Raw genomic sequence first — 26,016 nt, forward strand, 5'->3', positions numbered from 1 at the left:
TTTGCCTACGTCAAGCAATGGCGGGGGTTAGCGACGAGATACGACAAGCTCGCCATCACCTATCGAGCGGCCGTCGTGATCAGCGCGATCCTGACATGGCTCCGCCAATAAAGGAGACATGCCCTAGGCGGTCCTCATTGAGATCGCCGACGATGACGACCGAAGCACCGAGGAGTTGCGCCGAGGTGGCCGCCGCGATTCCGACCGGGCCTGCACCGGCGACGTAGACTGTCGAGCCGATCGTGACTCCGGCGCCGACCGCACCGTGGAAGCCGGTGGGGAAGATGTCGGAGAGCATCGCCAGATCGAGGATCTTCTCCATCGCCTGGTCCTTGTCTGGGAACTTCAGAACGTTCCAGTCGGCGTAGGGGACGAGGACGTATTCGGCCTGACCGCCGACCCAGCCGCCCATGTCGACGTAGCCGTAGGCTGAACCCGGACGGTCTGGGTTGACGTTGAGGCAGATGCCGGTCTGGCGTTCGATGCAGTTCCGGCAGCGACCGCAGGAGATGTTGAACGGCACGGACACGAGGTCGCCGACCTTGACGAACTCGACATCGCGCCCGACCTCGACCACCTCGCCGGTGATCTCGTGGCCGAGGACGAGTCCTTCAGGGGCGGTGGTGCGGCCGCGGACCATGTGCTGGTCGGAGCCGCAGATGTTCGTGGCCACGGTTTTGAGGATGACGCCGTGATCGACCTTGCGGCCGATATTGGCTGGGTGGACGCCGGGTCCGTCCTTGAGGACGAACTCGGGATACTCGGTGTCGACGACCTCGACCTTGCCGGGGCCTGCGTAGCTGATTGCCTTGTTGCTCATCGTTGAGTCTCCATTCGTATCGCATCGCTGTCGATGTCCAAGAAGCGTCGTCGTCTCGTGCTCAGCAGACGAACAGGCGATCAGGAAGCGCCGACGGTTCCTGAAATATCAGTCTTTTATCAGACCTACGAGCAGTCTCGCCGTCGCAGGAGACTTCTGTCAATAGGCCCGGTCCCGCCCTCTGAGACCAGCAGTGTCCGCTGAATGACACCCACGTCAGGCCGTCGCCGGCGTGTCGCCGAGGCGGGTGGAGAGTATGTGTCGCGAGGTCCTTCGCAGATGAGCCAGAGATTCTTTGATGAGCGGTGAGTCTCGGCTGCCTGCCCGGACGGCGGCGATGATCTTCCGACTCAGCCGTCCGGAACCGCTGAGGCGAACGCGGGTCACATTCGCCTCGCCGAGCGAGCTCGCCAGGCGAGGGATGAGGCTGACTCCGACTCCCGCGCCGACGAGTGCCGCGGAGGTCTCCCACTCAATAGTCTCGTGGGCGACGGTCGGGGTGACGCCGGCGGCGGTGAAGGCCGCAACGAACAGTGCGTGATACGGCGATCCGGGCCCGGCGCTGATCCATTCCTCCCCAGCGAGTTCTGCCAGTGAGACCGAGTCGCGCTCGGCGACGGCATGGTCCGAGTGGACCATGACGTCGAGAGGATCGTCGAGGAGGTCGATCTTCTCGAAACGAGGGTCCTCCTCGACCTGGACCTCACCCTGCATCGCAACCACCACGGCCAAGTCGATGCGTTCGGCGACGAGGAGCTCGAAACAGCGCGTGGGGCTGGCTTCGATGACGTGGACTCCGACGTCGGAATGGGCCTCGCGCAGCTGCGCGGCCAGTGGGGCCAGCAGGTTCGACGAGGCGGTGGAGAATCCGCCGATGCCGAACTGTGAGGGGGCCTGGTCTCCTGCAGTCAGTGACGCCGCGCGGATGTCTTCCCATTCGGCCATGAGTGCGTCGGAGCGGCGCACCAGGTACCGCCCGCTCGCCGTCAGGCGCAGCCCGCGGCCATCCTTGACGAGCAGCGTCATTCCCAGCGAGTGCTGGAGCTCGCGCAGCTGACCGGAGACCGCGGAGGGCGAGTAGCCGGTCAGCTCGGCAGTGGCGGCAACGGTGCCGCAGGCGGCGAATGTGCGCAGCGTGATGAGACGCGGATCGATCATGGCTCCATTGTGCCTCCGATAATGCAGATAAACCGCACATATCTAGTTAGAATCTCGCGCTTTTCCTGCAGTGTTGTTCTCGCTAATGTCGTCTGTGACAGCACGGATCGTGGTGCAGCGCACATCAAGGGAGATGGAATTGACCGCAGTGAATCTGGCGCCGACATTGAAGGGTTTCCCTGCCGGCTTCAGCGAGGAGAGGCTCGACGAGGTTAGACGTCTCCTCGACACCCGCCGCACCGGCTTCTCCCTCGAAGCGCCGTTCTACACCGATGATCATCTCTTCAATCTAGATATGCAGGCGATCTTCGGGCAGAACTGGGTCTTCGCCTGCAGCGTCGCGGAGATCCCCGAGCCCGGGGACTACGTCACGCTCGACTACGGCCCCTACTCCCTCATCGTTCTGCGCACTGACGACGGCGGAGTCAACGTCCTCCACAATGTGTGCCGCCACCGTGGCGCTCGTGTCCTCACCGAGGACACCGGAACCACCGGCAACCTGGTCTGCGGCTACCATTCGTGGACCTATTCGCCCGACGGACACCTCATCCACGCCTCGGCGCCGGGTGAGATGGAATTCGACAAGGCCTGCTATTCACTCAAGCGTGCCCACGGGAAGATCGCCGCGGGTCTTGTCTTCCTGTGCCTGGCCGAGGAACCTCCAGCAGACTTCGACGACACCGCAGCGGTCTTCGAACCCTATGTCGCTCCTCATGAGCTGGCGAAGACGAAGGTCGCCTACCAGCAGAACATCATCGAGGAGGCCAACTGGAAACTCGTGATGGAGAACAACCGCGAGTGCTACCACTGCGATGGTCACCCCGAGCTCGCCTGCGCCCTGTTCCCGACCTGGGGACTGACCGATGAGACGATCCCACCCCATCTCGAGGACGTCTGGGACCGCAACCAGCAGGCCCAAGCCGCACTGGAATACCGGTGCCGACGCTACGGATTGCCCTACGAGGTCGTCGAGGAACTCGACACCCGCATCGCCGGGATCCGGATCTCGCGCGAATCACTCGACGGTCAGGGGGAGTCGTTCTCAGCCGACGGCCGACGGCTGTCGAAGAAGCTCCTCGGCGATCTTCCCGATTTTCGTCTGGGGCGCTGTTCCATGCACCTGCAGCCCAACAGCTGGTTCCACCTCCTCGGCGATCATGTGGTGACCTTCACCGTGCTCCCGATCAACGCGCACCAGACGCTGGTGCGCACCACCTGGCTCGTCGCCGACGATGCGGTGGAGGGCGTCGACTACGATCTCGAGACGCTGACGCACACGTGGAAGCAGACGAACCTGCAGGACAAGAACTTCGTCGAGCTCTGCCAGCAGGGGGCGACGAGTCCGTTCTACGAGCAGGGCCCGTACATGAAGAGCGAATACCAGGTCGAGGCCTTCATCAACTGGTACGTGACGCGGATGCGGGAGCACGTGGGATGAAGCGCCTCGCCGACCCCATGACTCCGCTGGCGCAGCGGATCCGGGGCCTCGAGATGCCATGGAACCGGGTGCTCTCCAGCACGACAGGACCCGCCGGTGCCGCCACGGCGCTGGGACCGTGGCACCCGCAGGAGTTCTCTGCTGAGTGTGTGGAGACCATCCCCGAGGCGGGCGACATGATGGTCTTCGTCTTCCGTCGGATGGACGGTGCCCCACTGGCATTCCGGTCCGGTCAGTACATCAACATCGACTTCCCGGTGCATGGCCCAGGCGCCGAACCGGTATCTCGCAGCTACTCGATCTCGAGTGCGCCGACCGAACCGTGGACGTTCTCCATCACGATCAAACGCGACCCGAAAGGGCTCGTCTCGAGGTGGGCGCATGAGTCCCTTCGGGTCGGCGCCGTGCTTGAGATGCTGGGCCCGGTGGGAGCATTCCACTTGGCAGACTACGATCGGCGAGCCCGCTACCTGCTGCTCGCTGCCGGAGCCGGCATCACCCCGCTGATGTCGATGGTGCGCACGATCCATTCCCTGCCCGGCCAGGCCGACGTGGTTCTCCTCTATCACGGCTCAGCGCCGGATCGCTTCGCCTTCGCCGAGGAGCTCGAATTCCTGCAGAAGGCCGACTTCCGCATCGAGGTCATCTACACCTTGGGGGACCGTGCGCGGGGTGAGGAGTCGGGTAGTGCCGCCAGCACATGGGTCGGAAAGACCGGTCGACTCTCCACCGCGCTGCTTGAGGAAGTCGTGCCCGATGCCAATGGGCGGCAGGTGTTCGCGTGCGGACCCGAGGGCTACCTCAACACCGCGACCGAATGTCTGCGCGAGCTCGGCGTCGACGACACTTCGATCTTCATGGAGTTCGTCTCCGGCGACCGTGCCACCCGTGCCGAATACGCCGAGGAGGTCGCGATCGCAGGTGAGATCGCCGAGGAGATCGCGTCGGCCAGCGAGGAATACTACGAAGCGCAGCCTGCGGCTCTGGAGATGTACGAGCCCGAATACACGGTCGACGGACCCGTCGAGGCCACCGCTTCGCCGATCGAGGCCGTCGACGCCCTGGCCGAAGTCCCGGTCGAGCCGGACGTCGAAGTGGTCGTGGCCGGGATCGAGCCTGAAACGGACACCGGGCCCGACTCCACTGTCGAGACCGCACCGGCGCCCGCCTCGGCGACGGACGATGAGGCTTCAGGTGACGAAGTCACGTTTGTCGACCCGTCGACCTTCGCTACCGTGGGCGAAGGCGAGCACCTGATGTCCTTTGTGCGCACCGGACTCAACGTCCGCGTGGATTCGGAGGAATTCGTCCTCGACGCCGCGCGTCGTGCCGGTGTGAAGATCGGGGCGAACTGCCAAGAGGGCATGTGCGGTTCGTGCAAGGTCGTCAAGCTCGACGGGGAGGTCGACATGAACCATCAGGGCGGCATCCGCGCACGCGAAATCGATGCCGGGAAGTTCCTTCCTTGCTGTTCAACGGCGACGAGCGACCTGGTCATCGACGCCTGACCCGAGGGGGAGGGCTCGCCGCCCGCTCCGACCGCACCATTCGCGCCAGCACAACTGAAGCACCCAACGCTGATTTTCACTGCAACACAAAGGAGTACACAGTGCCGATTTCCTCACCATCTTCACCTCGCGTGGTCATCATCGGGGCCGGCATCGTCGGAGCTAACCTCGCGGACGAACTCGCCCAGCTGGGTTGGACCAACACCCTCGTCCTCGAACAGGGACCCTTGAGTATCCCCGGCGGCTCGACCTCGCACGCACCCGGCCTGGTCTTCTCCTCCAACGGCTCGAAGTCGATGACCGAGTTCGCGCAGTACACGATCGAGAAGCTCACCTCGCTCACTGGTCCCGATGGCCGCGGCTCGTTCCTGCCCGTCGGCGGCCTGGAAATCGCGACCCAGGAAGATCGGCTGCAAGACCTGCACCGTCGTGCCGGGTGGAACCGGTCCTGGGGTGTCGACGCCGAGGTCGTCGATGCGAAGGAATGCCTGCGACTGTTCCCGATGCTCAACCCCGACAAGGTCCTCGGCGGACTGCTGACCCCCGGTGACGGGCTGGCGCTCGCCGCCCGCGGCACACAGCTGGTCATGGACCGGGCCCGGGCCGCCGGGGTCGAATTCCGCGACCGCACCACCGTCACCGGCATCGAACAGTCCGGCGGCAAGGTCACCGCAGTCCTCGCCGGTGAGGACCGGATCCCGGCCGACATCGTCGTCTCCTGCGCCGGATTCTGGGGCCCGAGCATCGGTGAGATGGTCGGCACCACGATCCCGCTGCTGCCGTTGGGCCACCAGTTCGCCTGGACGACCGAGGTACCCAGCCTGGTCGGCAAGAACGAAGCGCCAGCCGGAGCCTCGGCGCCCATCCTGCGCTACCAGGACAAGGACCTGTACTACCGCGAATGGGGAGACCGGATCGGCATCGGCTCCTACGCCCACCGCCCGATGCCCGTCGATCTCGACACCCTGCGCACCTATTCGCCCGATGAGATCACCGACGAGGTCATGCCTTCGAGCCTGGACTTCACCCCGGAGGACTTCGCCCGCGAATGGGAAGCCACTCAGGAGCTGCTGCCCGAGCTGCGCCAGACTCAGATTCAGCGCGGGTTCAACGGCATCTTCTCCTTCACTCCCGACGGTGGTTCGCTCGTGGGGCAGTCCCGTGAGGTCGACGGATTCTTCGTCGCCGAGGCGGTCTGGGTCACCCACGGTGCCGGCATCGCCAAGGCCGTTGCCGAACTCATCGCCCTGGGGCGCTCGAACACTGACCTGTCCGGAATCGACCTCAACCGCTTCGAGGACGCACTGACGACACCCGAATACGTCAGCGAGACCTCGCAGCAGAACTTCGTCGAGATCTACGACGTCATCCATCCGCTGCAACCTCGGGTTTCGCCTCGGGATGTGCGACTCAGCCCCTTCAACGACCGGCAGAAGGAGCTCGGGGCATTCTTCCTCGAGACCAACGGCTGGGAGCGCCCGCACTGGTACGAGGTCAACGCCGGCCTGCTCGATGAGCTGCCGGAGGAGTGGAAGGCACCGAAGCGTGAGGGGTGGGCGGATCTGTTCCATTCGCCGATCGCGGCGGTCGAGGCATGGAAGACGCGGACGAATGTCGCCATGTACGACATGACGGCGCTCAAGCGCTTCGAGGTCAAAGGGCCTGGTGCCGGCGAACTGCTCCACGGCCTGACCACTTCGTCGATGCTGCGCAAACCCGGTGCGGTCAGCTACACCCTGCTGCTCGATGAGGAAGGCGGCATCACCAGCGACATCACCGTCGCGATCCTTGACGAGCAGACCTATCAGGTGGGAGCGAACTCGAACATCGACTTCGCGGTGATTTCACGGGCTGCCCGGGAACAGTCTGCGGCGGACCCGAGCAAGTGGGCGACCGTGCGTGAGACCACGCAGGGCACCTGCTGCATCGGACTCTGGGGGCCACTGGCTCGTGAGGTCATCGGCCAGGTCAGCAACGACGACCTCAGCGATGCCGGGCTCAAGTATTTCCGCACCAAATCGATCACCATCGGCGGAGTCCCCGTCACCGCGATGCGCCTGTCCTATGTCGGCGAACTCGGGTGGGAGCTCTACACCTCGGCGGATCTGGGACATCGCCTCTGGGACGTGCTCTGGGAGGCAGGTCAGGAATACGGGCTCATCGCAGCCGGACGTGAGGCCTTCAACTCGCTGCGGCTGGAGGAAGGTTTCCGGTCCTTCGGCTCCGACATGACCAGCGAGCACGAGCCCGTGCAGGCCGGTCTCGGCTTCGCGGTCAAGGCCTCGAAGACTGATGACTTCAAAGGGAAGGCCGCGCTGGAGGCTCGGGCAGCTGCGGCGACGACGAAGCTGACGTGTCTGACGCTTGATCGACCTGAAGATGTCGTGCTGGGGAAGGAGCCTGTGTACATGGCTGGGGGTGCTGTCTCTGGGGTTGCTGGTCACGCTGGGAATGGATCGGGGAAGGCCGACGGCTATGTCACCTCGGCGGCCTATGGATACTCGATCGGGCAGACCATCGCCTACGCCTGGCTGCCGAACAGTCTCGGTGTCGGTGACGGAGTCGAGATCGAATACCTGGGACGCAGACTGCCAGCGACAGTCACTGCCGAGCCGATCTTCGACCCGGAGATGACACGTTTGAAGGGGTGAGGGCGCCTACTGCCACTCCACAGTTACCGGCACAACGCCGGAGCGCCGGGACCACTGCGTACGCACAGGTGCCTCGGCGCTCCGGCGTTGGCGGGAATGGGTGGCTTGTCGTACACCTGTTTTCTCGATTCGGCGCAGTTGGGCCCACACTCCTCGTTCCATATGGTGGATTCGTGTTGACCAATAACTGGGACTGACGAAAGTATGACAGCAGGAGTTACTGTCGACTGCCCCACCTCGGTGGAGGACTCAAAGGAGTGTCCATGCCCAAGCCTGCGATTATCGGTTGGTCCCACGGAAAGTTCGGACGCTCCGAATCGCCTCTTCCCGAGATGATGGGCGACGTTGCACGCGATGCCATCGCCGATGCGGGCCTCGAGCCGTCCGACATCGACGTCATCCACGTCGGCGTCTACAACAACGGTCTGTCCAAGCAGGGCTTCGAGGCAGCACTTCCCGGAGTCGTCTTCCCCGAGCTGTCCCTTACACCAGCCCACCGGCACGAGAATGCCTGTGCCACCGGCTCCACCGCTGTCTTCTCCGCCCACGACTCCATCGCCGCCGGCCGGCACAAGACAGCCCTGGTCATCGGGGCCGAACGCATGACCCAGGCATCGGGTCACGACGTCAACGAGGTCCTGCTCAGTGCCAGCTACCGGGAAGAGGAAGAGCACTTCAAGTCCTTCGCCGGAGTCTTCGGCGAGATCGCGCGCCAATACTTCGACCGCTACGGCGACCACTCGGAAACTCTGGCGCGGATCGCGGCGAAGAATCACGCCAACGGCTCCCAGAATCCGCTGGCCCACATGCAGAAGGACCTCGGCTTCGACTTCTGCAACACGGTCTCGGAGAAGAACCCCTACGTTGCCGAACCGCTGCGCCGCACCGACTGTTCGATGGTCTCCGACGGGGCCGTCGCCTTGGTCATGGCCGCCGAGGATGTCGCCGCCTCGGCCCCACAGGCAGTAACCTGGCGCGGCATGGGCAACGCCAACGACGTCCTTCCCCTGTCCCAGCGCGACCCCCTGGAGATGGCAGGCGCCCGCCGCGCGATGGCCCAGGCACTCGACGCCGCCGGAATCGGCATCTACGACCTCGACCTGCTTGAGACTCACGACTGCTTCACCATCGCCGAACTCCTCGAATACGAGGCCTTCGGACTCGCCGAACCCGGCCAGGGCCACCGTCTCCTGACCGAGGGCACTACCGCCGTCGGTGGCAGGCTCCCCGTCAACGCCTCGGGCGGACTCAAGGCCAAGGGTCACCCGATCGGCGCCACCGGAGTCTCCATGCACGCGCTCGCCGCAGCCCAGCTCACGGGTCGCTCACCAGGCATCCAGATCCAGGATCCGGAGCTGGCCGGGGTCTTCAACATGGGCGGAGCCGCCGTGTCCAACTTCGCCTCGATCCTCGAGCGCGCGCACTGATGCGGGCCATCTCCCAAACCTCACCGGCCAAGGACTTCACGCCCACACCTCGGCGCGGGGTCAATGTCTCCCGCTTCCTCACCCAGACAGCGCGTCGGATCCCCGACCACACCGCCGTCATCGACGACGATCACTCGGTGCGTTGGACCTGGCGCGAACTCGACGATCGTGCCGAGGCGCTGGCACTGACCCTCCAAGCTGGGGGAGTGGGCAGGCGCGACAGCGTCCTTCTCGTCTCGGCCAACCACGCCGAGGTGATCCAGTCCTTCTGGGGCATCATCCGTGCCGGCGCGGTCATCGCCCCACCCAACGCCGCACTCTCGACCGAGGAACTGCTGAGCATCAGCGCCGATGTCGCCCCGGCAGCGATCATCGTCGACCGTGCCCACGCCGACTTCGTCGAGGCACTCCAGCAGACCGGGTTCACAGGGCCCGTGCTGTGGATCGGGGAACTGCCGAACGAGGCCGACTCGAACGCGGGCAGCGGAGACTTCGCGGTCGAGGAGGACGACCCCTGCTGGTACTTCTTCACCTCCGGATCCACGGGCAAACCGAAGGCGGCGACGTTCACGCACCGCCACCTCGGCGCGGTGCTGATGAATCATCGTTGCGATCTCTTCCCCGTCGAGGACGAGAACGGGGCCTCACTCGTGCTCGCGCCGCTCTCACACGGGGCGGGGATCCATATGCTCGCCCAGGTCTTCGGCGGTACCCCTTCGGTCATCCACCCTGGTGGCAAAGTTGATCCGAGCACTCTGTGGGACTCGATCGACGGCTACCGGATCACCAACGCCTTCACCGTGCCGACCATCCTCAACCGCATCGTCGCCGGCTACCCGGCTGATCGTGGGCCCGCCGATCACAGTCTCAACCGCGTCGTCTACGCTGGTGCCCCGATGCTCGCGACCGACCAGTCCCGAGCCCTGGAACGCCTCGGGCCCTGCCTGGTGCAGTACTTCGGCCTCGCCGAGGTGACCGGTGCGATCACCGTGCTTCGTCCCGAAGAGCACGGGACGATTCCCGTCGATTCCGCCGGCATCGGCACCTGCGGTCGAGCCCGCACCGGCGTCGACATCATCATCCTCGACGAGGCGGGCAACGAAGTGGCTCCCGGTGAGCAGGGTGAGGTCTGCGTGGCCGGACCCACCGTCTGCGCCGGCTACCTCGGACGCGCCGATGCCAACGCCGAATCCTTCGCCCATGGCGTCTTCCACACCGGCGACGTCGGCTACCTCGACAAGCGCGGCTTCCTGTTCCTCACCGGGCGGAAGTCCGATATGTACATCTCCGGTGGGTCGAACGTGTACCCGCGTGAGATCGAGGAACTCCTCCTCACCGACGCCGAGGTGGCCCAGGCCGTTGTCGTCGGTGTGCCAGATGCGCAGTGGGGAGAGATCGGAATCGCGATCATCGAACCGGCGACCGGCAATGCCGAGGTAGGCAGCGAGGCGTCGACCACCGGTGAAAGCGGGACAGCGAGTGAGCGACTGCGTGCGCTGTGCAAGTCCACGCTCGCGGCGTACAAGGTGCCCAAGGAGATCCACTTCGTCGACGCGATGCCCGTCACCGCCTACGGGAAGCTGGCGCGCAAGGAACTCAAGGCCGAATATTCTCAAGGACGAGGAAGCGCGAGATGAGCGATCTCACGGACACGGTCATCATGGCCATCGGCTGCGGCACCCCCGATGGGCAGGTCAACAACGGCTTCGCCGCGGCAAAGGCCTTCCTCGCCGCCGGCGCAAAGGTCTGCATCGTCGACCGGGACGCGGCGGCCCTCGAGCACGCACGTGGGGCGCTCGGGTCCACTCATGCGACGTCGGACAACCTCGGCGAGGCCGATCCTGTCGGCGACTTGGACTCACGGGTGACCACGGTCGTCGCCGATGTCGGGGACGAGGACTCCCTGTCCGCGGCCTTCGACCACTGCGCGTCCAGCCTCGGCGAACCCACGGTGCTCCATTACAACGTCGGCATCGTCGTCAACGGCGGACTCGACTCCCTGGAGACCACGGCGTTTTCGAAGGCCCTCGACATCAACCTCACCGGGGCATTCGCCGCGATGAAGCAGGCGCTGCCCTACATGCGCAGGGCCGGCTGCGGGTCGATCATCACGGTCTCCTCGGTGGGCGGAATGCGCTACATGGGCTATGACTATCCGGCCTATGCGGCGTCGAAGGCAGGCCTCATCGAACTCACGAAGGTCATCGGCGCCCAGTACGCGTCCGAAGGCATTCGCGCGAACTCGATCGCTCCGGGACTCATCGAGACACCACTGATCCACAACTCGATCAGCGGCCACTACGACTCGGTCGAGGACATGCTCTCCGCCAGGCACGCACTCTCCCCAACGGGAAAGATGGGCCAGCCTGAGGACATTGCGAAACTCGCAGTGTTCCTCGCTTCGGAAGACTCGAGCTACATCAACTCCACGCTCATCCCGGTCGATGGTGGACTCGTCCACTTCGCCGGAACCCCGAAGACCTGACCCCGAAGACCTGAGAGTGATGATCTGATCAGAGCGCGGGCCCGAACAGACTTACAGAACCAGCCGTGACGAAGCAGTCGCGACGATGAAGACAGACAGGAACAACTCAATGATGGAGGCAAGGGTGCCGACAACACCGACGAAGGGGACCATGCTTGCGTGGTTCGCCGTGCTGGTCACGCTCGTCCTGCTGATCAGCGGCTGCGGAACGAACTTCGGCACGACCGAGGACGGGAAGCAGCGCTACCGGTGGAAGATGACCGTAACCGTCGGCTCGACGAGCACCTGGTACTTAGCGGCCGAGAAGTTCGCCAAGGACCTTGAAGAGGAGACTAACGGGCGCATCACCCTGAAGGTCTTCGGCAACGAACGACTCTCCGCCGGTGAGGCCACCGCAGGCGTCGAACAGCTCATGGACGGGGCGAAGGACTTCTCCTACAACTCGCCGATCATCTACGCGGGCGTCGACCCGCGCTTCGGCACCGTCACCGCCCCCTTCATCTTCGACTCCGTTGAAGAAGGCCAAGAGGCATTGGCGGGCAAGGGTGGTGACGTCTACGCCGACTATCTGTCCGAACACGGTGTCCACCTTCTGGGCTTCGGCGAATCGGGAATGCGTCAGCTCACGAACACTCACCACCCGATCCACACCCCGGAGGACCTTCACGGTCTCAAGTTCCGCATCCCCGGATTCGGTCTCTACACCGACCTCTACCGGTCGCTGGGCTCCAACCCGACGACGATGCCCTTCGGTGAGGTGTTCACCGCACTGCAGCAGGGGGCCATCGACGGCCAGGAGAACCCGATCGACGTCATCTACTCCTCGAACCTGCAGGAGGTCCAGCCCTACCTGACCCTGTGGAACTACTCCTACGACCCGCTGGTCCTCGGAGTCAACGAGGACCTCTTCGACTCCCTCGACGCCGAGGACCAAGAGCTCGTGAGCCGTCTGGCCGATGACGCCAACGAGTTCCAGATCAAGAAGAACCGGGACGGCGAGGAGAAGCTGATCAAGGAACTCAAGGACGGCGGCATGGAGGTCAACGAACTCACCGAGGCCGAGAAGGACGAGTTCCGCACCACCCTGGAACCGCTGTACGCCGAGTACCGCAAGATCTGGGGCCAGGACATGTCCGAAGCGTTCATTCCGGAAGGACTCTGAGATGAAAATCGTCAAATGGTTCGAAGACTGGGTGGTCATCGCCTCGTTCATGGTGATCGTGCTCGTCACCTTCGTCAACGTCGTCTCCCGCTTCACCTTCCAGGCCTCGCTGGCTTTCAGTGAGGAGATCACGATCAACCTCCTCGTCGTGCTCACGATGATGGGTGCGGTCGTGGGTATCCGCCTCGGCGCTCACCTGGGGTTCAGCTACCTGGTGGAGAACGCGAAGCCGGCAATCCGCAGATCCCTCATCATCATCGGCGCGGCCCTGATGATCGTCTTCCTCGCCGTCCTCCTCTTCTGGGGCAGCGAGATGATGATCCACCAGATGGTTCGCGGTCGTGCGACCCCGTCGCTGGGCATCCCGCAGTGGCTGTTCACCCTGTCCATCCCGCTGGCCGGGCTGCTCGGCATCATCCGCACGCTGCAGGCGGCTCGGGTATCGCTGCATGAGGACACCTCCGCCGAGGCGGTCGCTGAGCGCATGGCGCAAGAAGCCGCACCCGTCATCGACGAAGCAGAGCTGAAAACCCACACCACCGACCGTCAGGGAGGCCGCAAATGATCACGCTGCTGCTGTTCGGAAGCTTCTTCCTGTTCCTCGCCCTGGGTATCCCCGTGGCGTTCGCGCTCGGTCTCTCCGCCGTCACCGTCCTCATCACCACCGACGGACTTCAGGTCCTCGACGTGGTGCCCTCGGTGATGTTCCCGTCGATGAGTTCGGGCACGCTGCTGGCGATTCCGTTCTTCGTCCTCGCCGGCATCGTCATGCAGTACACGGGCATCTCCCAGCGCCTCGTCGACCTCGCGTTCTTAGTCTTCGGTCGCTTCAGCCACGGCCTGGCCGCGGTCACGATCATCTCCGCGTTCTTCTTCTCCGCGATCTCCGGATCCGGACCGGCCACGGTGGCCGCGATCGGTGCGATCCTCATCCCCGCACTGATCCGCAACGGATACCAGAAGAAGCACGCCGTTTCCCTCGTCGCGGCCTCGGGCTCGATGGGCATCGTGGTTCCACCCTCGATCGCGTTCATCATCTTCGCCGTCGTCGCCTCGGAGTTCGGGTCGATCTCGATCACCCGACTCTTCATCGCCGGCATCGTGCCCGGTGTCATCATGGCCGTGGCGTTCTTCATCGCCGCGCTCTTCGTCCCCCGCGTCCGCGAACTGGCGGGCCTGCCTGTGAAATCGGGCCAGGGAACGAAGCGGAACACGGGACTGCTGGCCACGGGCACCGCTCCAGGGGCCACCAACGGCGCCGAGGCGGTCGTATCCTCGACATCGACCGCTGGGTCCTCGACGGCATCTTCGTCGTCGACGGCGGCAGGAAGCGGTGCGACGAAGACTCGGCTGCTCAAGGCCGGCACAGCTGGAACGTCGAGTTCGACGAACGGTCCGGCCACCTCGGCGGGATCCGGGGTGACGACCGGAGACGGTACGGGCATCAAGTCCGGCACGGGTGCGCACGCCGAGGGCAGCTTCGGCGAGTTCCTCGCCGCCCTTGTCAAGGCCATTCCGGGTCTGCTCATTCCCGTCATCATCCTCGGCGGCATCTACGGCGGAATCTTCACTCCCACCGAGGCGGGTGCTGTGGCTTCCGTGTTCGCTCTGCTGGTGGGACTCTTCGTCTACCGCGAATTCAAGCTGCCCGACCTGCCGAAGGTGTTCCTCGAATCGGGAGTCTCGACTGCCGTCATCATGTTCATCGTCGGTGTGGCCAGCCTCTTCTCCTACGTCATCACCGTCGAAGGCATCGCCGACACCGTGTCGGCCGCGGTGCTCGGGGTCACGGACAATAGGTTCCTCATCCTCGCGGTGATCACGATCATCCTGCTCATCGTCGGCGCCTTCGTCGACGCGATCAGCGCGTTCTACCTGTTCATCCCGATTCTCGTGCCCATCCTGCTCGAAGTCGGCGTGGACATGACGACGATCGGTGTGTTCATGACCGTCAACCTCGCCATCGGCCTGTTCACCCCGCCCGTGGGACTCAACCTCTACGTCGGGGCCGGCATCGGCAAGGTCAGGCTCGAAGAAGTGGTGCGCGGAGTCATGCCGTTCCTCATCTGCGCGATCATCGCCCTGCTGCTCATTACCTACATCCCGGCGATCTCGAACTGGCTGCCCGACCTCCTGGGTGTCGGCTAGATCCGTAGTCCACGACACCACCCGATCTGTCTCTCTGCTCTTCAAGGAGAACCATGGAACCCTATCTGCTGACGAACAAATCCGCCCTGGTCACAGGCGCCGCCCAGGGCATCGGCCTGGCCATCGCGACTTCGCTGGCCAGGCGCGGAGCCTCGGTCGGGATCGTTGATCTCAAGGGCGCCGAGGCGGCTGCCGAGAGTCTGGCGAAGCAGTTTCCCGAACAGACCTTCACCGGGTACGAACTCGATGTCCGCGACGCCGAGGCGGTCACCGCAGCCGTGGGATCCTTCGCTCAGTCCTCCGGTGGGATCGACATCCTCGTCAACAACGCCGGCACCGCGGTCCGCATCGGGATCGATGAGATCACTGCCGAGCAGTGGCAGCGTGATCTGGACACCAACCTCGGCGGGACGTTCAACTTCATCAAGGCTGCAGTCCACCCGCATATGATCAACGCCGGGAGTGGGTCGATCGTCAACATCTCCTCGATCTCGGGCATCAACGGCGGCGCCATGTCTGATGGTGATGCTGGTGCGCGTTCGGGACCGGCGTATGCGGCGAGCAAGGGCGGGATCATCGCGCTGACGAAGTGGGTGGCCAAGGAGTACGGGCGGCAGGGAATTCGCTGCAACTCGGTGGCACCGGGCCCGGTCGAATCCGCCCTGACCGCAGGTCAGGACTACGACACTTCGAACCAGGCGCTGGATCGCATGGGCACACCGGCAGAGATCGCCGAGGCGGTCGCCTACCTCGCCAGCGATGGCGCGGCCTTCACCACCGGCCAGATCCTGCGCATCGACGGTGGGGCAGTGATGTCGTGAGCTCATCGGCTACACCATCGTCAGGAGACTCGCGCCCGGACGACGTCCTCGACGTCCGCTCCATCGGGTTCACCCCGATCAAGGGGGCCAGGCACCAGTCGCAGCCGGCGGCCTCATTCGATGAGCACGGGCCCGTCGGGGACCGGCGCTACTGCCTCGTCGACACCGAGACACGACAGGTCCTGAGGACCGTGCAGCACCCGTCGCTGGTCGCGGTTGCGGCAGCGCTTCACGGTGCCCAACTGGAGGTCACACTGCCTGATGGACGCTCGGTCTGCGCCGTACCGGAGCCATCAGGTGAGGTGCTGACCTGCGACTACTGGAGCAGACCCGTCGAGGCGGAGCTGACCCAGGGTCCCCACGATGCGCTGCTGTCAGCCTGGCTGGGCAAGCCCGTGCGACTGGCTCATGTGCCACGCGGAGACGTCGTCTTCGGGGAGCCGATCACGATCGTGACCACAGCCTCGATTCGTGATCTCGGCGAGAGAGTTGGGCATCCTGATCTGCTTGCCGAAGCGGCAAGGTTCAGAGCGACACTGCTCGTCGAGACGGACGTCCCCTATCAAGAGGAGACGTGGAACGGCCGCGAGATGACATTCGGCGAGAGTCGCATTCGGGTCGGAGGACCGATCCCACGCTGCGCGGTCATGGATCTGCACCCCGTCACCGGCGCGCGCGGTTCGCGACTGCTGAAGTCACTTGCCGCCTACCGGCCCAGAAATGAGGCCGGTGAACCCCATTTCGGGGTCTATGGACAGGTCGTCGGCAGGACGAGGAGCTCGAAGGTCACGGCCACAGGGTTCGCCCCGATAGCCAACCGTCCTGCGTGAACCTCACCGTCAACATCGACGACTTCCGCCTCGAGCCTTACCTTCGCGTCGTCACCCAGGGCTCCACGGACTGATCCTGTCAGGTGAGTGAACTCGACGGCTGGCCACGGTGCGGTTCCATCAAGGAACACGGCGCCGGTGGTGCTGCCGAGACTGGCCCGTACCTCGGCGGAATCGAAGCCGGCCTCACGGCAGATGGCCACGATCGCCTCATCGATGAGCTCGCCGGGACGGACGCGGGAAATGACGGCATCGGTCGACGCCGATGCAGACGCCGACTCTGGCTCTTGAGCCGATTCGGTGGCGGGGGAGTGCCGCGCAGTCGGTGCGAACGCGAAGAACCCGGTCTCCCGATCGGTCTCGCTGAGCTGCTGCGCATCGGCGAGAGCGAAGACGCGCAGGCGCATGCCCTTTGGCCCGACGAGCGTGCCGGGCAGCAGATGACCGCGCTCGGCCAGACCCTCCTCGGTCAACCAAGAAGCATGGATATGAGCGAATGGTTCCCCGTTCTTCGTACCCACCGTCGCCGAGGCATGGCGCAGCACAGCTGGCCCCTCGTGGCGGAACTCGGTGGTGAAGGACATGGGGTGTTCGGCATCGGGCCCATAGGCCGGGTAGACATAGTTGATCCGACCGAACTCGCCGTCAAGGAACTCCACCATCAGCCCGGAGACGTCGAGTGTCTCCAGGAGGACGGTCACGGAGTCGAAGAGGTCATCACCTGCGACGAGATCGACAAGATGCTCTGCATGACGAGTCGGCACCGAGACGATTCGCGGACTCAGTCGGGGCCCGGCATGGATGACGACGTCACCAGGCTCGCCGAGGCGAAAGCCAGATTCCGTCACGACTCATCCTCCGTGCTTGCTACGGCCTCGGCGATCTGGCGAGCTTCGTGCTGGAGCAGCTCGGCGAGTTCGAACACGCGAGCCCCTGTCATGCGCTCCTCGATGCTGGCGATCGACAGTGCCGCGCGCGGTTTCCTGCCCTTGACCCTGACCGGCACGCCGATCGCCCAGGATCCCTGAGCGAAGAGCCCGGGATTGTGGACGAACCCGTCACGACGGCCCCGGCTTATGATCTCCTTGAGCCTGGGCACCGAGACTTCGGGGTAACGGTCCGCGAAGATTCTTGAGTTGGCATCGAAGGTGGCATCCACCTCGGCGTCGGTGAATTGGGTCATGATGGCAAGACTTCCGGCGCCGATGCCCAAGGGGTGGCGATCACCCACGGCCAGCGCGTTGTTGAAGATCGGGCCGAAGCCGTCCTCGCGGCGGGCGCAGATCGAGTAGCTGCCGGTGCGCATCGTGAGGAAGGCAGTGTCCTGGGTGAGCTCGGCGAGCCTGAGCAGACTCGATTCTGATTCCTCGAGTGCGGGGTCGGCGGATTTCTGGGCCAGCTGTCCCATGATCTGGGACTGCACGCCGAGGCGGTAGCCGCCGTCCTCGCATCGTTCGACGTATCCCATGGCGATGAGGGCGTTGAGCATGCGATGCACGCTGGCCTTGGGGCGACCGCTGATCGCCACAATCTCGCTGAGGGGCGCACCGTTGGAGTTCTCGCTGCTGATGATGCCGACCAGGCCCAGAAGGGATAGGGCCCGTTGGATGCTTTGGGCTCCAGTGCCCGGCCCCAGGTCGTCGACGGCGTGAGCGACGTTGAATGATGCGGAGCGGCGCATGATCCGCCCGCGCATCTTCATTCGGTCGAGATCGTGTGTCTGCGCTTCATTGCCCATGCTGACAATTATCGGTTGCTGCCGGTGGAAGCCAGAATCCGGATCCACGATGTGGACCGCCGATGGGGTGGACTACTGCAGTGCCAAACTCCTGCGCAGGGATTTGATCATCATGTCGAGACCGTCTGACTCCCGCAGCGGATCGGCGGCGAGGATCTGGATGGAACGGTCGTCGAGGCCGGGGTCGTCGAGTTCCACGGCAGTGCAGCCCGCCTCGGCGAGATTGTCCGGGATCGTCCGCTCGGCCATCATCGCGACCATCGTCGTTCCGGCGATGGCTCTCATCGTGAGCACGGGGCAGGTGGCTTCGATCGTCGGTGAGAACACCTGTCCCTGAGCGCGGACAGCCTGTTCGATCCTGATCCGGGCACTGTTGCCCGACGGCAGCGTGGCGATTGGGAAGTCGATGAGGTCACGGACGCGGACGGTGGCTCTCTGGGAAAGCGGGTGCTTCTTGTCGAAGACCGCGAAATTCCGAGACGGGGCATGATTGATCCGCCGGACACCGGGAACCGAGACGAGATCATGGCCGGGGACGGAGAAGTTCACGCACAGGTCTGCCTGCCGGTTCTTGAGCACTTGGACAGCCTCGAGCGACGTGGTGTCGATGATCGAGACCTGCACCCTGTCAGTGGTGGTCATGACATCGTTGATGGCGTCGGCGACGACGGTCTGGCCGAGCCCGGTGCTGGTGACGATAGTGATGGTCTCGACCGCGCGGGAATAGTTGCCGAATGAGTCGGAGAGAAGCTCGGATTCTGCGATCATCCGCCGTGCGAAATCTGCGAGAGCCAGGCCCTGACCAGTGGGAACGACTCCGCTCGCCGAGCGATCGAACAGCGTCGTACCGTAATGCTCCTCAAATGTTTTGATCTGGCGACTGGCGGTCGAATGGGAGACAAACAGAGCTCGCGCGGCGAGGTGGATGGAGCCATATTCGACAACTGCCAACAGGGTCTTGAGGCTGCGCAGGTCGGTCATGCCATCATGCTACTAAAGGTGGTGCATATTATGCACAGTCACCTTGCAAGAATCGCACCGGTGTATGGACGAATCGGTCTTCCAATCTGGGCCGGACTGCGACACTCTTCATCTATGACCTCAGATCACAGCTCCGGCAACCGCGACACGACACGTAAGACCGTCACCCAGGCTGCGGGCGAGTTCGTCCGCAGTCAGGCCTTCTTCGATCTGCTGGCTGCCCGAGTTGCCCGCCGCACCGAAAGTCAGGCGCCGGGCAACGGCGCGGCCGCACATGCCTACCTCGCCGAGGAGGTCGCCCCCGAGCTCGCGGCACTGGGCTTTGCGACGACGATCCACGACAACCCGGAGTCCGCTGAGCACCCTCTGCTCATCGCGGCACGGATTGAGGACCCGGATCTGCCGACCGTCCTCCTCTACGGCCACGGCGACGTGCAGTTCGCCCACGACTCGCAATGGTCTGAGGGCCTCGACCCCTGGGTTCTCACCCGCGACGGCGACCGCCTCTACGGACGCGGCAGCGCCGACAACAAAGGTCAACACACGGTGAATTCCCTGGCGCTGAAGACTGTTCTCGAGACACTGGGCGGCGAAGTCGGCGACGGCGACGGCGGCGACGGCGACGGGGGCAGTGCCGTCAGTGACGTTGAGGCTGGAACGCTGGGCTATAACGTGAAGATCCTCATGGAGACCGCCGAAGAAGCGGGTTCTCTCGGACTCAAGGCATTCGCCGCCGCACACACGGCAGAACTCGACGCCGATCTCTTCCTCGCCTCCGACGGTCCCCGGATCGCCGCCGAATACCCGACGCTCTTCCTCGGCTCCCGAGGGGCGTTGGGGTTCACGCTCGTCGTCCACGATCGCGATGGCGACCATCATTCGGGCAACTGGGGTGGGAAGCTGCGCAACTCCGCGACCGTCCTCGCCGCGGCCATCAACGCCCTCGTCGATGGCAACGGTGTCATCAGGATTCCCGCCCTGCGCCCCGACGATCCACCCGCTTCGGTGCTCGAGGCCGTTGCGAAGCCGCCAGAGGTGGTCGAAATTGGATCACCCGAGATCGATCCCGATTGGGGCGAGCCCGGGCTCACCTCGGCGGAGAAGGTCTTCGCCTTCAACGTCATCGAGGTCCTCGCCCTCGACGCCGGCAATCCTGCCCAGGTGGTCAATGCGATCCCGGGGAAGGCCGAAGCGCACATGCAGCTGAGGTACGTCGTCGGCACCGACGTCGACGACTTCGAGGACAAAGTGCGGGCGCATCTGGAGAGTCAGGGGATCCACGGGGTCGATGTCGTCGTCGGGCACTGCATGCCGGCGACTCGGCTCGACCCGAACGCCCGCGTCGTCGCAGCCGCCGCAGCGTCGATCAAGCAGACGACCGGGCTCGAGGCCGCGATCGAACCGAACCTGGGTGGCACCATCCCCAATGACGTCTTCGCCGAGGTGCTGGGTCTGCCGACCGTGTGGGTGCCGCACTCCTACCCAGGATGCAATCAGCACGCCCCTGATGAACACGCCCTGACCTCGATCCTTGAGCAGGGTGCGGAGATCATGGCTGGAATGTTCTGGGACATGAGGCAGAACCCCGATGGCTGGTTCACGTCGAAGAGCACCAGGACTGAGGCTGGCGAACGCTCGACTGACCCTGCCCCAGGCGACGTGAGGTAGCCCCTTGGGCGTGATGAGGCTCATCAGAAAACCCATCGCTCTCAATATACTTAACTGGTAAAGTATATTGATGTCGGCATTCACGCCGACCAGTGAACAGAACACGTGACGAGGAAACGGGGGCGAGGCAGGCATGAGTGACGATGCAGCGGACTCCCCGAACGATTACATCGCCGAGGTGCGCGGCCAGTGGGAGACGATCTTCCCCGACCTCGACACGTCGATGGTCGCCGTCATGGGCCGGATTGCCCGCATTGCACAGGTCGTCCAGGTCCGAAGCGACGAGGTCCTCGCCGCCCAAGGCGTGACCCGTGGGGAATTCGACGTCATCTCCCTGCTGGCACGACATGGCGGCACGCTGTCACCGACGCGAGTGTCAACGGAGCTGATCATCTCCGGCGCCGGCGTGACCAAGCGCCTCAAGCGCCTCGGCAGTGCCGGTCTGGTCTCCCGTATCCCGGACCCGGCAGACGGCAGAGGTTCGCTCGTGCAACTGACCGACACGGCATGGGACCTGTTGCGTCCGATCCTCGAATCCGTACTCGGCTTCGAAAACCGGCTGCTGGCCGACCTCGGCCTCGAGTCTCAGGAACAGCTTGCAGGCAGCCTGCGCGATCTTCTCATCAGCATCGAAGCAGACACCGCGAGCAGCTAGACGCCCACGCACTCACTTCAGCACCAGTAGCACTCAGCGCCACTAGTACCCAGCACCGCCGGTACCCAGCAGGATCCGTACCGGCGCGACCAGCACTTCAGCCCAGGAGGCACCCGAGAACTGTGAAGACCTATGCCCGCGACTTCTTCCGCATCCCATCCCCACGCGGACACCGCACCCCTGCCCTGCGGGTCGCGGCGGGCATCGGCATCCCACTCATCATCCTCGTCCTCATGGGGCGGACCGACCTCACCATCTTCGCGGTCTTCGGTGCCCTGACCGGTGTCTTCGGTCGCGTCGAACCCCACTGGCTGCGGCTCAAGCACCAGACGTTCGCAGGAATCCTCATGAGCCTGAGCATCGTCGGCGGCGTCATCAGCGGCGGCTTCGGCATCAACGGCTGGGCGCTCGTGGGGATCGGCACCCTCATCGCCGGCGTCTTATCGATCGTCGCCGATGTCCTCAGACTGCGCCCGTCGGGACCGCTCTTCTACATCTTCGCCTTCATGGCCACCGCCTCCGTCCCCTTTGAAGGACAGCTCTGGGAAGCCGCACTGACCGGCGTCGCCAGCGTCGGCGTCGCCCTCGTGCTCGGCTTCATGGGCCGGCTCTGGGCGCGCCGGACCGAACCAGATCGCCAGCTGGCCGAAGCGCCGCTTCCGGCCTGGTCGCGGATCTACGCGCAAGCCGGTCGCTACGTTGTGGCTCTGGGGTTGGCCGGGTCCATCGGAGTGATGTCCGGCCTGGGGCACCACTACTGGGCCATGGTCGCAGCCGCGGCCCCGATCTCTGCTGTCGGAGCCTCGGGCGGATTGGTCCGTGCCGTCTATCGCATCATCGGCACCTACGCCGGCGTCCTGCTCACCGCTGCCCTACTCACCATCCAGTGGCCGCCGCTGGGGCTCGCGTTCCTGATCGCCGCCCTCCAGTTCGCCGGTGAGGTATTCGTCATCAGCCACTACAGCATCGCACTCGTCTTCATGACCCCAGTCGCACTGATGATGACCGAATTCGTAGCTCCTGGGCCCACCGGCACTCTCGTCGCTGATCGTGCCCTGGAGACGACCATGGGCGCGGTCATCGCCTTCTTCGTCATCCTGCTCACCACACGCAAACAGCGGGCGCAGGAGCGGAGTCTGAGGCAGACTCAGACGAACTGAGCCTCCCGGGCGCGGCTGGAAGCATCAGGCGTGCACGGGGGAGGCGGCCGCCTCGGCGAGGGTCCGCTTCTTTGCCCCACGATGACCGATGACGGTCACGACGGCGATCGCCGCGGCCACGAGGGCGATGCCGATCCACTGATTGATCATCAGCGTGGCAGCACCGGCGATGGCGCCGATGAGGATGAGAAGGACGGCCAGGGCGCGGCGGATCCAGCGGACGCTGTCGCCGCCGGCCAGCCGCGAATCCGATGCCAAGCCGACGATCGTCGAGGTGACCACGACGGTGGTGACGTCGGCGATCTTCATCCGCCGTGCCGCAGCGGCCTGTGCACCCATGAGGGCCGAGAGCACCGAGGTGAAGATGGTTCCGGCCAGCCCCAGCTCGGGGTTGGGCACGAGCGCGACATAGACGGCCAGACCTGCACAGCCGATCGCCACTCCGGCGAAGATGATGGTGGTGCGCATGTGCCATTCCTCGCCGATCCGGCCGAGGACGCGCCCGCCGAGGGCCGCACCCACCATGAAGAAGACGAGAGCCAGGGCTGGTCGCAGGACGGGAGTGTCCTCGGCTCCGGCCAGCCCCATGCCGAGGATGACGACGTTGCCCGTCATGTTTCCGGTGAAGACCTTGTCGAAGCCCAGGTAGCCGATCGCATCGACCATTCCGGTTGAGAATGTCAATACGAGCAGCATTGCCAGATCGAGTCGACGTGTCATTGCGTCCCTTTCATCGAGCACAGCGGTGAGCTCGGGATCAGAAAAATCTGAGGTGTTTGTATCCAAAACGATAAAGAGTGACTAGATTGTATGCAAACGATCAGTTTCGGATCGCACCTCGATCTCACCCGAAGAAGGGGCGGCATCATGCCATTCGTTCCACCGGCTGCCTTCACCACTCGACCCACCCTGGAAGGCCATTTCGGAATGGCCACCTCCACACATTGGCTGGCGACTGCTGCCTCGCAGGCTGTGCTAGAACGTGGCGGCAACGCCTTCGACGCGGCCGTGGCAGGAGCCTTCCTCCTCCACGTCGTCGAACCTCATCTCAACGGCCCCGGCGGTGACATGACAGGCGTCTTCGCCACCGCCGAAGACCCCGCGAATCCGCAGATCATGATGGGCCAAGGCCCGGCACCAGCCGCTGCCACCATCGACCACTACCGCGGTGAGGGCCTCGACATGGTCCCCGGGGCCGGAGCGCTCGCAGCCGCAGTCCCCGGGGCCGTCGACGCCTGGCTCAACCTGCTCGAACACCACGGCACCTGGGAACTTGCCGATGTCCTCGACTTCGCCATCGACTATGCCGAGAACGGCCACCCCGTCCTCGGCCGAGTCGTTGGAACCATCGAACGAGTCCAAGAACTGTTCACCGAACACTGGCCCACATCCGCAGCCCAGTGGATGCCGGAGGGACAGATCCCGAAAACCGGTGACCTCGTGTTCAACCGTCCCTATGCCGAGGTCCTGCGGAGGCTCATCAGTGCAGGTGAGGAGGCGGAAGGTCGCGCAGCCAGAGTTGCCGCGGCACGTCAGGAATGGAAGTCCGGCTTCGTCGCCGAGGCGGTCGCACAGTTCATCTCGACTCCGCACCGGCACTCGACCGGCGGTGACCACGCAGGTGTGATGACGGCAGAAGACTTCGCCGGATTCGACGCGCACTTCGAAGATCCGGTGACGATCGACTTCCACGGCTATTCGATTGCGAAGATCGGGGCCTGGGGTCAGGGCCCTGTGCTGCTGCAGACTCTGAAGATCCTCGACGGATTCGACGATGAGCGACTCGATCCCTCGACAGAGATCGGTGCGCACAAGATCCTCGAAGCACTCAAGCTGGCGATGGCCGACCGCGACACCTACTACGGTGACGCAGACGTCGACCTCGACTGGCTGCTCAGCGACGACTATGCGGCCAGCCGTCGCGAACTCATCACCGAGGAGGCCTCACTCGAATTCCGACCCGGTGCTGATCGGACAGGGGCTGTCCCGACCTTCACCCCGCCGCTCATGCTCGAAGGCGCGGACAAAGATGCCATGGCCAAGGCCGGCATCGGCGAACCCACCGTGCAGAAGAACGGCGTCAACAACGGCGACACCTGCCACATCGACGTCGTCGACCGCTGGGGAAACATCATCTCGGCCACACCCTCGGGCGGGTGGTTGCAGTCCTCACCGGTCATCCCGGAACTCGGATTCTGCTTGGGCACCCGCCTGCAGATGGTGTGGCTCGACCAGACTGCGCCCTCGGCGCTGACCCCGGGCAAGCGCCCCCGCACCACACTGACTCCGACCCTGATCTCGAAGGACGGGCAACCGGTCATCGCACTTGGATCACCAGGCGGTGACCAGCAGGAACAGTGGCAGCTGCTGCTCATCCTGCGCATGCTCATCGGCGGATACGCACCGCAGCAGGCGATCGACGCGCCTGCCTTGCACACGACCGCTCTGGCGGGGTCGTTCTGGCCGCGCACCTGGGTGCCGGGTGGAGCAGTCGTCGAGGACCGCCTCGGCGAGGACGTCATCAACGGACTCATCGCGCGCGGCCACGTGGTGACCAAAGCTGGCGACTGGGAACTGGGCAGGCTCTCCTGTGTGACCCGCGATCCGGCCACCGGCCGAGTCACCGCAGGGGCGAACCCGCGCGGTGCCCAGGGATATGCGGCGGGACGATGACGAACCAGACTTCGAACAGCATCGCGGTCGGCGCGAAGATCCGCCACGACATCATCAAAGGCGTGCACCCGCCCGGCGGCAAGCTCCGCGAAGCGGCCCTGGCCAAGCAGTACGACGTCTCACGGATCCCGATTCGAGAGGCGCTGCGCTCCCTCGAATCCGAAGGGCTCGTCGAATCACGGCCCTACAGCGGCAGCATGGTCGCCCCATCACCGGTCGAGGACGCCGAGGATCTGTTCGAGATCCGCATCGTCTTAGAATCCGCGACCGCTAAACGAGCGGCGAAGCGCGCAGCGCAGCAGAGCAACGGTGAGGTTCCCGACGAGCGGTGGCGGACGATCCGCAAGGAGATCAACGAGATCCTCGACGCCGGTGACATCGTCATCGGGGAGGAGCGCTACGACGACCTCGCGGTGCTCAACATGCGCTTCCACTTCGCCATCGCCGAACTCAGCGGCAGCCTCTCCTTCGTCAGCCTGCTGCGCCAGATCTCGGGCAAGATCGAATGGCTCTACTCACTCAACGTCACCCGCCGCGGCCCGCAGGCCTGGCCCGAGCACCGCGACATCATCGCCGCCATCGACGCCGGGCAAGAGACGAAGGCTGCCGAGGTGATGGGCCAGCACGTGCGCCGCAGTCGCGACTCGTACTTCACCATGATGGCCGAGAAGGTGAACTAGCGAAGCGGTCGCA

Annotated in this window: 21 protein-coding genes and 2 pseudogenes; 17 read left to right on the forward strand and 6 right to left on the reverse strand. The window is 64.5% G+C overall.

Annotated features, from left to right (window positions below; translation table 11 throughout):
• Positions 1 to 111 (forward strand): annotated as a pseudogene (locus tag BAUR9175_RS19730) (IS5/IS1182 family transposase); the annotation flags it as partial.
• Here the strand turns inward: BAUR9175_RS19730 and BAUR9175_RS13485 are convergent.
• A pseudogene (locus BAUR9175_RS13485) lies at positions 104 to 820 on the reverse strand (alcohol dehydrogenase catalytic domain-containing protein); the annotation flags it as partial. The pseudogenes BAUR9175_RS19730 and BAUR9175_RS13485 sit on opposite strands and share 8 nt — an antisense overlap.
• Before the next feature lie 216 nt (positions 821 to 1,036).
• Positions 1,037 to 1,978 carry a LysR family transcriptional regulator gene (locus BAUR9175_RS13490; protein WP_101584027.1) on the reverse strand — a complete coding sequence of 314 codons (942 nt, stop codon included), beginning with the start codon at positions 1,976 to 1,978 and terminating at the stop codon, positions 1,037 to 1,039.
• Between the two features lie 133 nt (positions 1,979 to 2,111).
• Here BAUR9175_RS13490 and BAUR9175_RS13495 point away from each other — a divergent pair, with 133 nt between their 5' ends.
• The 11 genes from BAUR9175_RS13495 (at position 2,112) to BAUR9175_RS13545 (ending at position 16,448) form a co-directional block, all read left to right on the forward strand.
• Positions 2,112 to 3,416, forward strand: a complete 1,305-nt coding sequence (locus tag BAUR9175_RS13495; protein ID WP_101584029.1) for an aromatic ring-hydroxylating oxygenase subunit alpha — start codon at positions 2,112 to 2,114, stop codon at positions 3,414 to 3,416.
• Entirely contained in the window at positions 3,413 to 4,924 is a 1,512-nt protein-coding gene (locus BAUR9175_RS13500) for an iron-sulfur cluster-binding domain-containing protein (protein ID WP_101584031.1), read from the forward strand. The genes BAUR9175_RS13495 and BAUR9175_RS13500 overlap by 4 nt, the downstream gene beginning before the upstream one ends.
• 101 nt (positions 4,925 to 5,025) lie before the next feature.
• Entirely contained in the window at positions 5,026 to 7,575 is a 2,550-nt protein-coding gene (locus BAUR9175_RS13505; protein ID WP_096145774.1) for a GcvT family protein, read from the forward strand.
• A gap of 263 nt (positions 7,576 to 7,838) precedes the next feature.
• Entirely contained in the window at positions 7,839 to 9,002 is a 1,164-nt protein-coding gene (locus BAUR9175_RS13510) for a thiolase domain-containing protein (protein ID WP_009882087.1), read from the forward strand.
• On the forward strand, positions 9,002 to 10,639 hold the full coding sequence (locus BAUR9175_RS13515) for an AMP-binding protein (protein WP_009882088.1): 1,638 nt from the start codon (positions 9,002 to 9,004) through the stop codon (positions 10,637 to 10,639). Before BAUR9175_RS13510 ends, BAUR9175_RS13515 begins: the two co-directional genes overlap by 1 nt.
• Positions 10,636 to 11,487, forward strand: a complete 852-nt coding sequence (locus BAUR9175_RS13520; RefSeq protein WP_009882089.1) for an SDR family NAD(P)-dependent oxidoreductase — start codon at positions 10,636 to 10,638, stop codon at positions 11,485 to 11,487. The genes BAUR9175_RS13515 and BAUR9175_RS13520 overlap by 4 nt, the downstream gene beginning before the upstream one ends.
• 124 nt (positions 11,488 to 11,611) lie before the next feature.
• Positions 11,612 to 12,649, forward strand: coding sequence for a DctP family TRAP transporter solute-binding subunit (locus BAUR9175_RS13525; RefSeq protein WP_205683607.1), 1,038 nt, complete (start codon positions 11,612 to 11,614; stop codon positions 12,647 to 12,649).
• Between the two features lies 1 nt (position 12,650).
• Entirely contained in the window at positions 12,651 to 13,214 is a 564-nt protein-coding gene (locus tag BAUR9175_RS13530; protein ID WP_009882092.1) for a TRAP transporter small permease, read from the forward strand.
• Positions 13,211 to 14,797: a TRAP transporter large permease gene (locus tag BAUR9175_RS13535; RefSeq protein WP_101584032.1), complete on the forward strand. Its 1,587-nt coding sequence runs from the start codon at positions 13,211 to 13,213 to the stop codon at positions 14,795 to 14,797. Before BAUR9175_RS13530 ends, BAUR9175_RS13535 begins: the two co-directional genes overlap by 4 nt.
• Before the next feature lie 53 nt (positions 14,798 to 14,850).
• On the forward strand, positions 14,851 to 15,618 hold the full coding sequence (locus BAUR9175_RS13540) for an SDR family NAD(P)-dependent oxidoreductase (RefSeq protein WP_101557342.1): 768 nt from the start codon (positions 14,851 to 14,853) through the stop codon (positions 15,616 to 15,618).
• Complete coding sequence (locus BAUR9175_RS13545; RefSeq protein ID WP_069599214.1) at positions 15,615 to 16,448, forward strand: MOSC domain-containing protein; 834 nt, start codon at positions 15,615 to 15,617, stop codon at positions 16,446 to 16,448. The genes BAUR9175_RS13540 and BAUR9175_RS13545 overlap by 4 nt, the downstream gene beginning before the upstream one ends.
• Here the strand turns inward: BAUR9175_RS13545 and BAUR9175_RS13550 are convergent.
• The 3 genes from BAUR9175_RS13550 to BAUR9175_RS13560 all read right to left on the reverse strand — a co-directional run bounded on the left by BAUR9175_RS13550 (position 16,367) and on the right by BAUR9175_RS13560 (position 19,167).
• On the reverse strand, positions 16,367 to 17,296 hold the full coding sequence (locus tag BAUR9175_RS13550) for a PCC domain-containing protein (RefSeq protein ID WP_101584034.1): 930 nt from the start codon (positions 17,294 to 17,296) through the stop codon (positions 16,367 to 16,369). The genes BAUR9175_RS13545 and BAUR9175_RS13550 overlap by 82 nt on opposite strands.
• The gene (locus BAUR9175_RS13555; RefSeq protein WP_101584035.1) at positions 17,293 to 18,186 is read right to left on the reverse strand and encodes an IclR family transcriptional regulator; all 894 of its coding nucleotides are present in this window, start codon (positions 18,184 to 18,186) and stop codon (positions 17,293 to 17,295) included. Before BAUR9175_RS13555 ends, BAUR9175_RS13550 begins: the two co-directional genes overlap by 4 nt.
• A gap of 72 nt (positions 18,187 to 18,258) precedes the next feature.
• The gene (locus BAUR9175_RS13560) at positions 18,259 to 19,167 is read right to left on the reverse strand and encodes a LysR family transcriptional regulator (protein ID WP_069599216.1); all 909 of its coding nucleotides are present in this window, start codon (positions 19,165 to 19,167) and stop codon (positions 18,259 to 18,261) included.
• Between the two features lie 114 nt (positions 19,168 to 19,281).
• Here BAUR9175_RS13560 and BAUR9175_RS13565 point away from each other — a divergent pair, with 114 nt between their 5' ends.
• From BAUR9175_RS13565 to BAUR9175_RS13575, 3 genes are all read left to right on the forward strand, one after another.
• A complete protein-coding gene (locus BAUR9175_RS13565; RefSeq protein ID WP_101584036.1) occupies positions 19,282 to 20,835 on the forward strand; it encodes a M20/M25/M40 family metallo-hydrolase in 1,554 nt (517 codons plus the stop codon).
• 133 nt (positions 20,836 to 20,968) lie between these two features.
• On the forward strand, positions 20,969 to 21,490 hold the full coding sequence (locus BAUR9175_RS13570) for a MarR family winged helix-turn-helix transcriptional regulator (RefSeq protein WP_101584038.1): 522 nt from the start codon (positions 20,969 to 20,971) through the stop codon (positions 21,488 to 21,490).
• Positions 21,491 to 21,612: 122 nt separating this feature from the next.
• Positions 21,613 to 22,650, forward strand: a complete 1,038-nt coding sequence (locus BAUR9175_RS13575; protein ID WP_164513772.1) for an FUSC family protein — start codon at positions 21,613 to 21,615, stop codon at positions 22,648 to 22,650.
• Positions 22,651 to 22,674: 24 nt separating this feature from the next.
• On the opposite strand, the gene BAUR9175_RS13580 is transcribed toward BAUR9175_RS13575, so the two are convergent.
• Positions 22,675 to 23,370: a YoaK family protein gene (locus BAUR9175_RS13580; protein ID WP_101584041.1), complete on the reverse strand. Its 696-nt coding sequence runs from the start codon at positions 23,368 to 23,370 to the stop codon at positions 22,675 to 22,677.
• Positions 23,371 to 23,517: 147 nt separating this feature from the next.
• Here BAUR9175_RS13580 and BAUR9175_RS13585 point away from each other — a divergent pair, with 147 nt between their 5' ends.
• Together BAUR9175_RS13585 and BAUR9175_RS13590 are read left to right on the forward strand one after the other, a co-directional pair.
• Positions 23,518 to 25,323 carry a gamma-glutamyltransferase family protein gene (locus BAUR9175_RS13585; RefSeq protein WP_101584123.1) on the forward strand — a complete coding sequence of 602 codons (1,806 nt, stop codon included), beginning with the start codon at positions 23,518 to 23,520 and terminating at the stop codon, positions 25,321 to 25,323.
• Positions 25,320 to 26,003: a GntR family transcriptional regulator gene (locus tag BAUR9175_RS13590; protein WP_096145762.1), complete on the forward strand. Its 684-nt coding sequence runs from the start codon at positions 25,320 to 25,322 to the stop codon at positions 26,001 to 26,003. Before BAUR9175_RS13585 ends, BAUR9175_RS13590 begins: the two co-directional genes overlap by 4 nt.
• Positions 26,004 to 26,016 lie beyond the last annotated feature (13 nt).

Source organism: Brevibacterium aurantiacum (assembly GCF_900169065.1).
Lineage (GTDB): Bacteria > Actinomycetota > Actinomycetes > Actinomycetales > Brevibacteriaceae > Brevibacterium > Brevibacterium aurantiacum.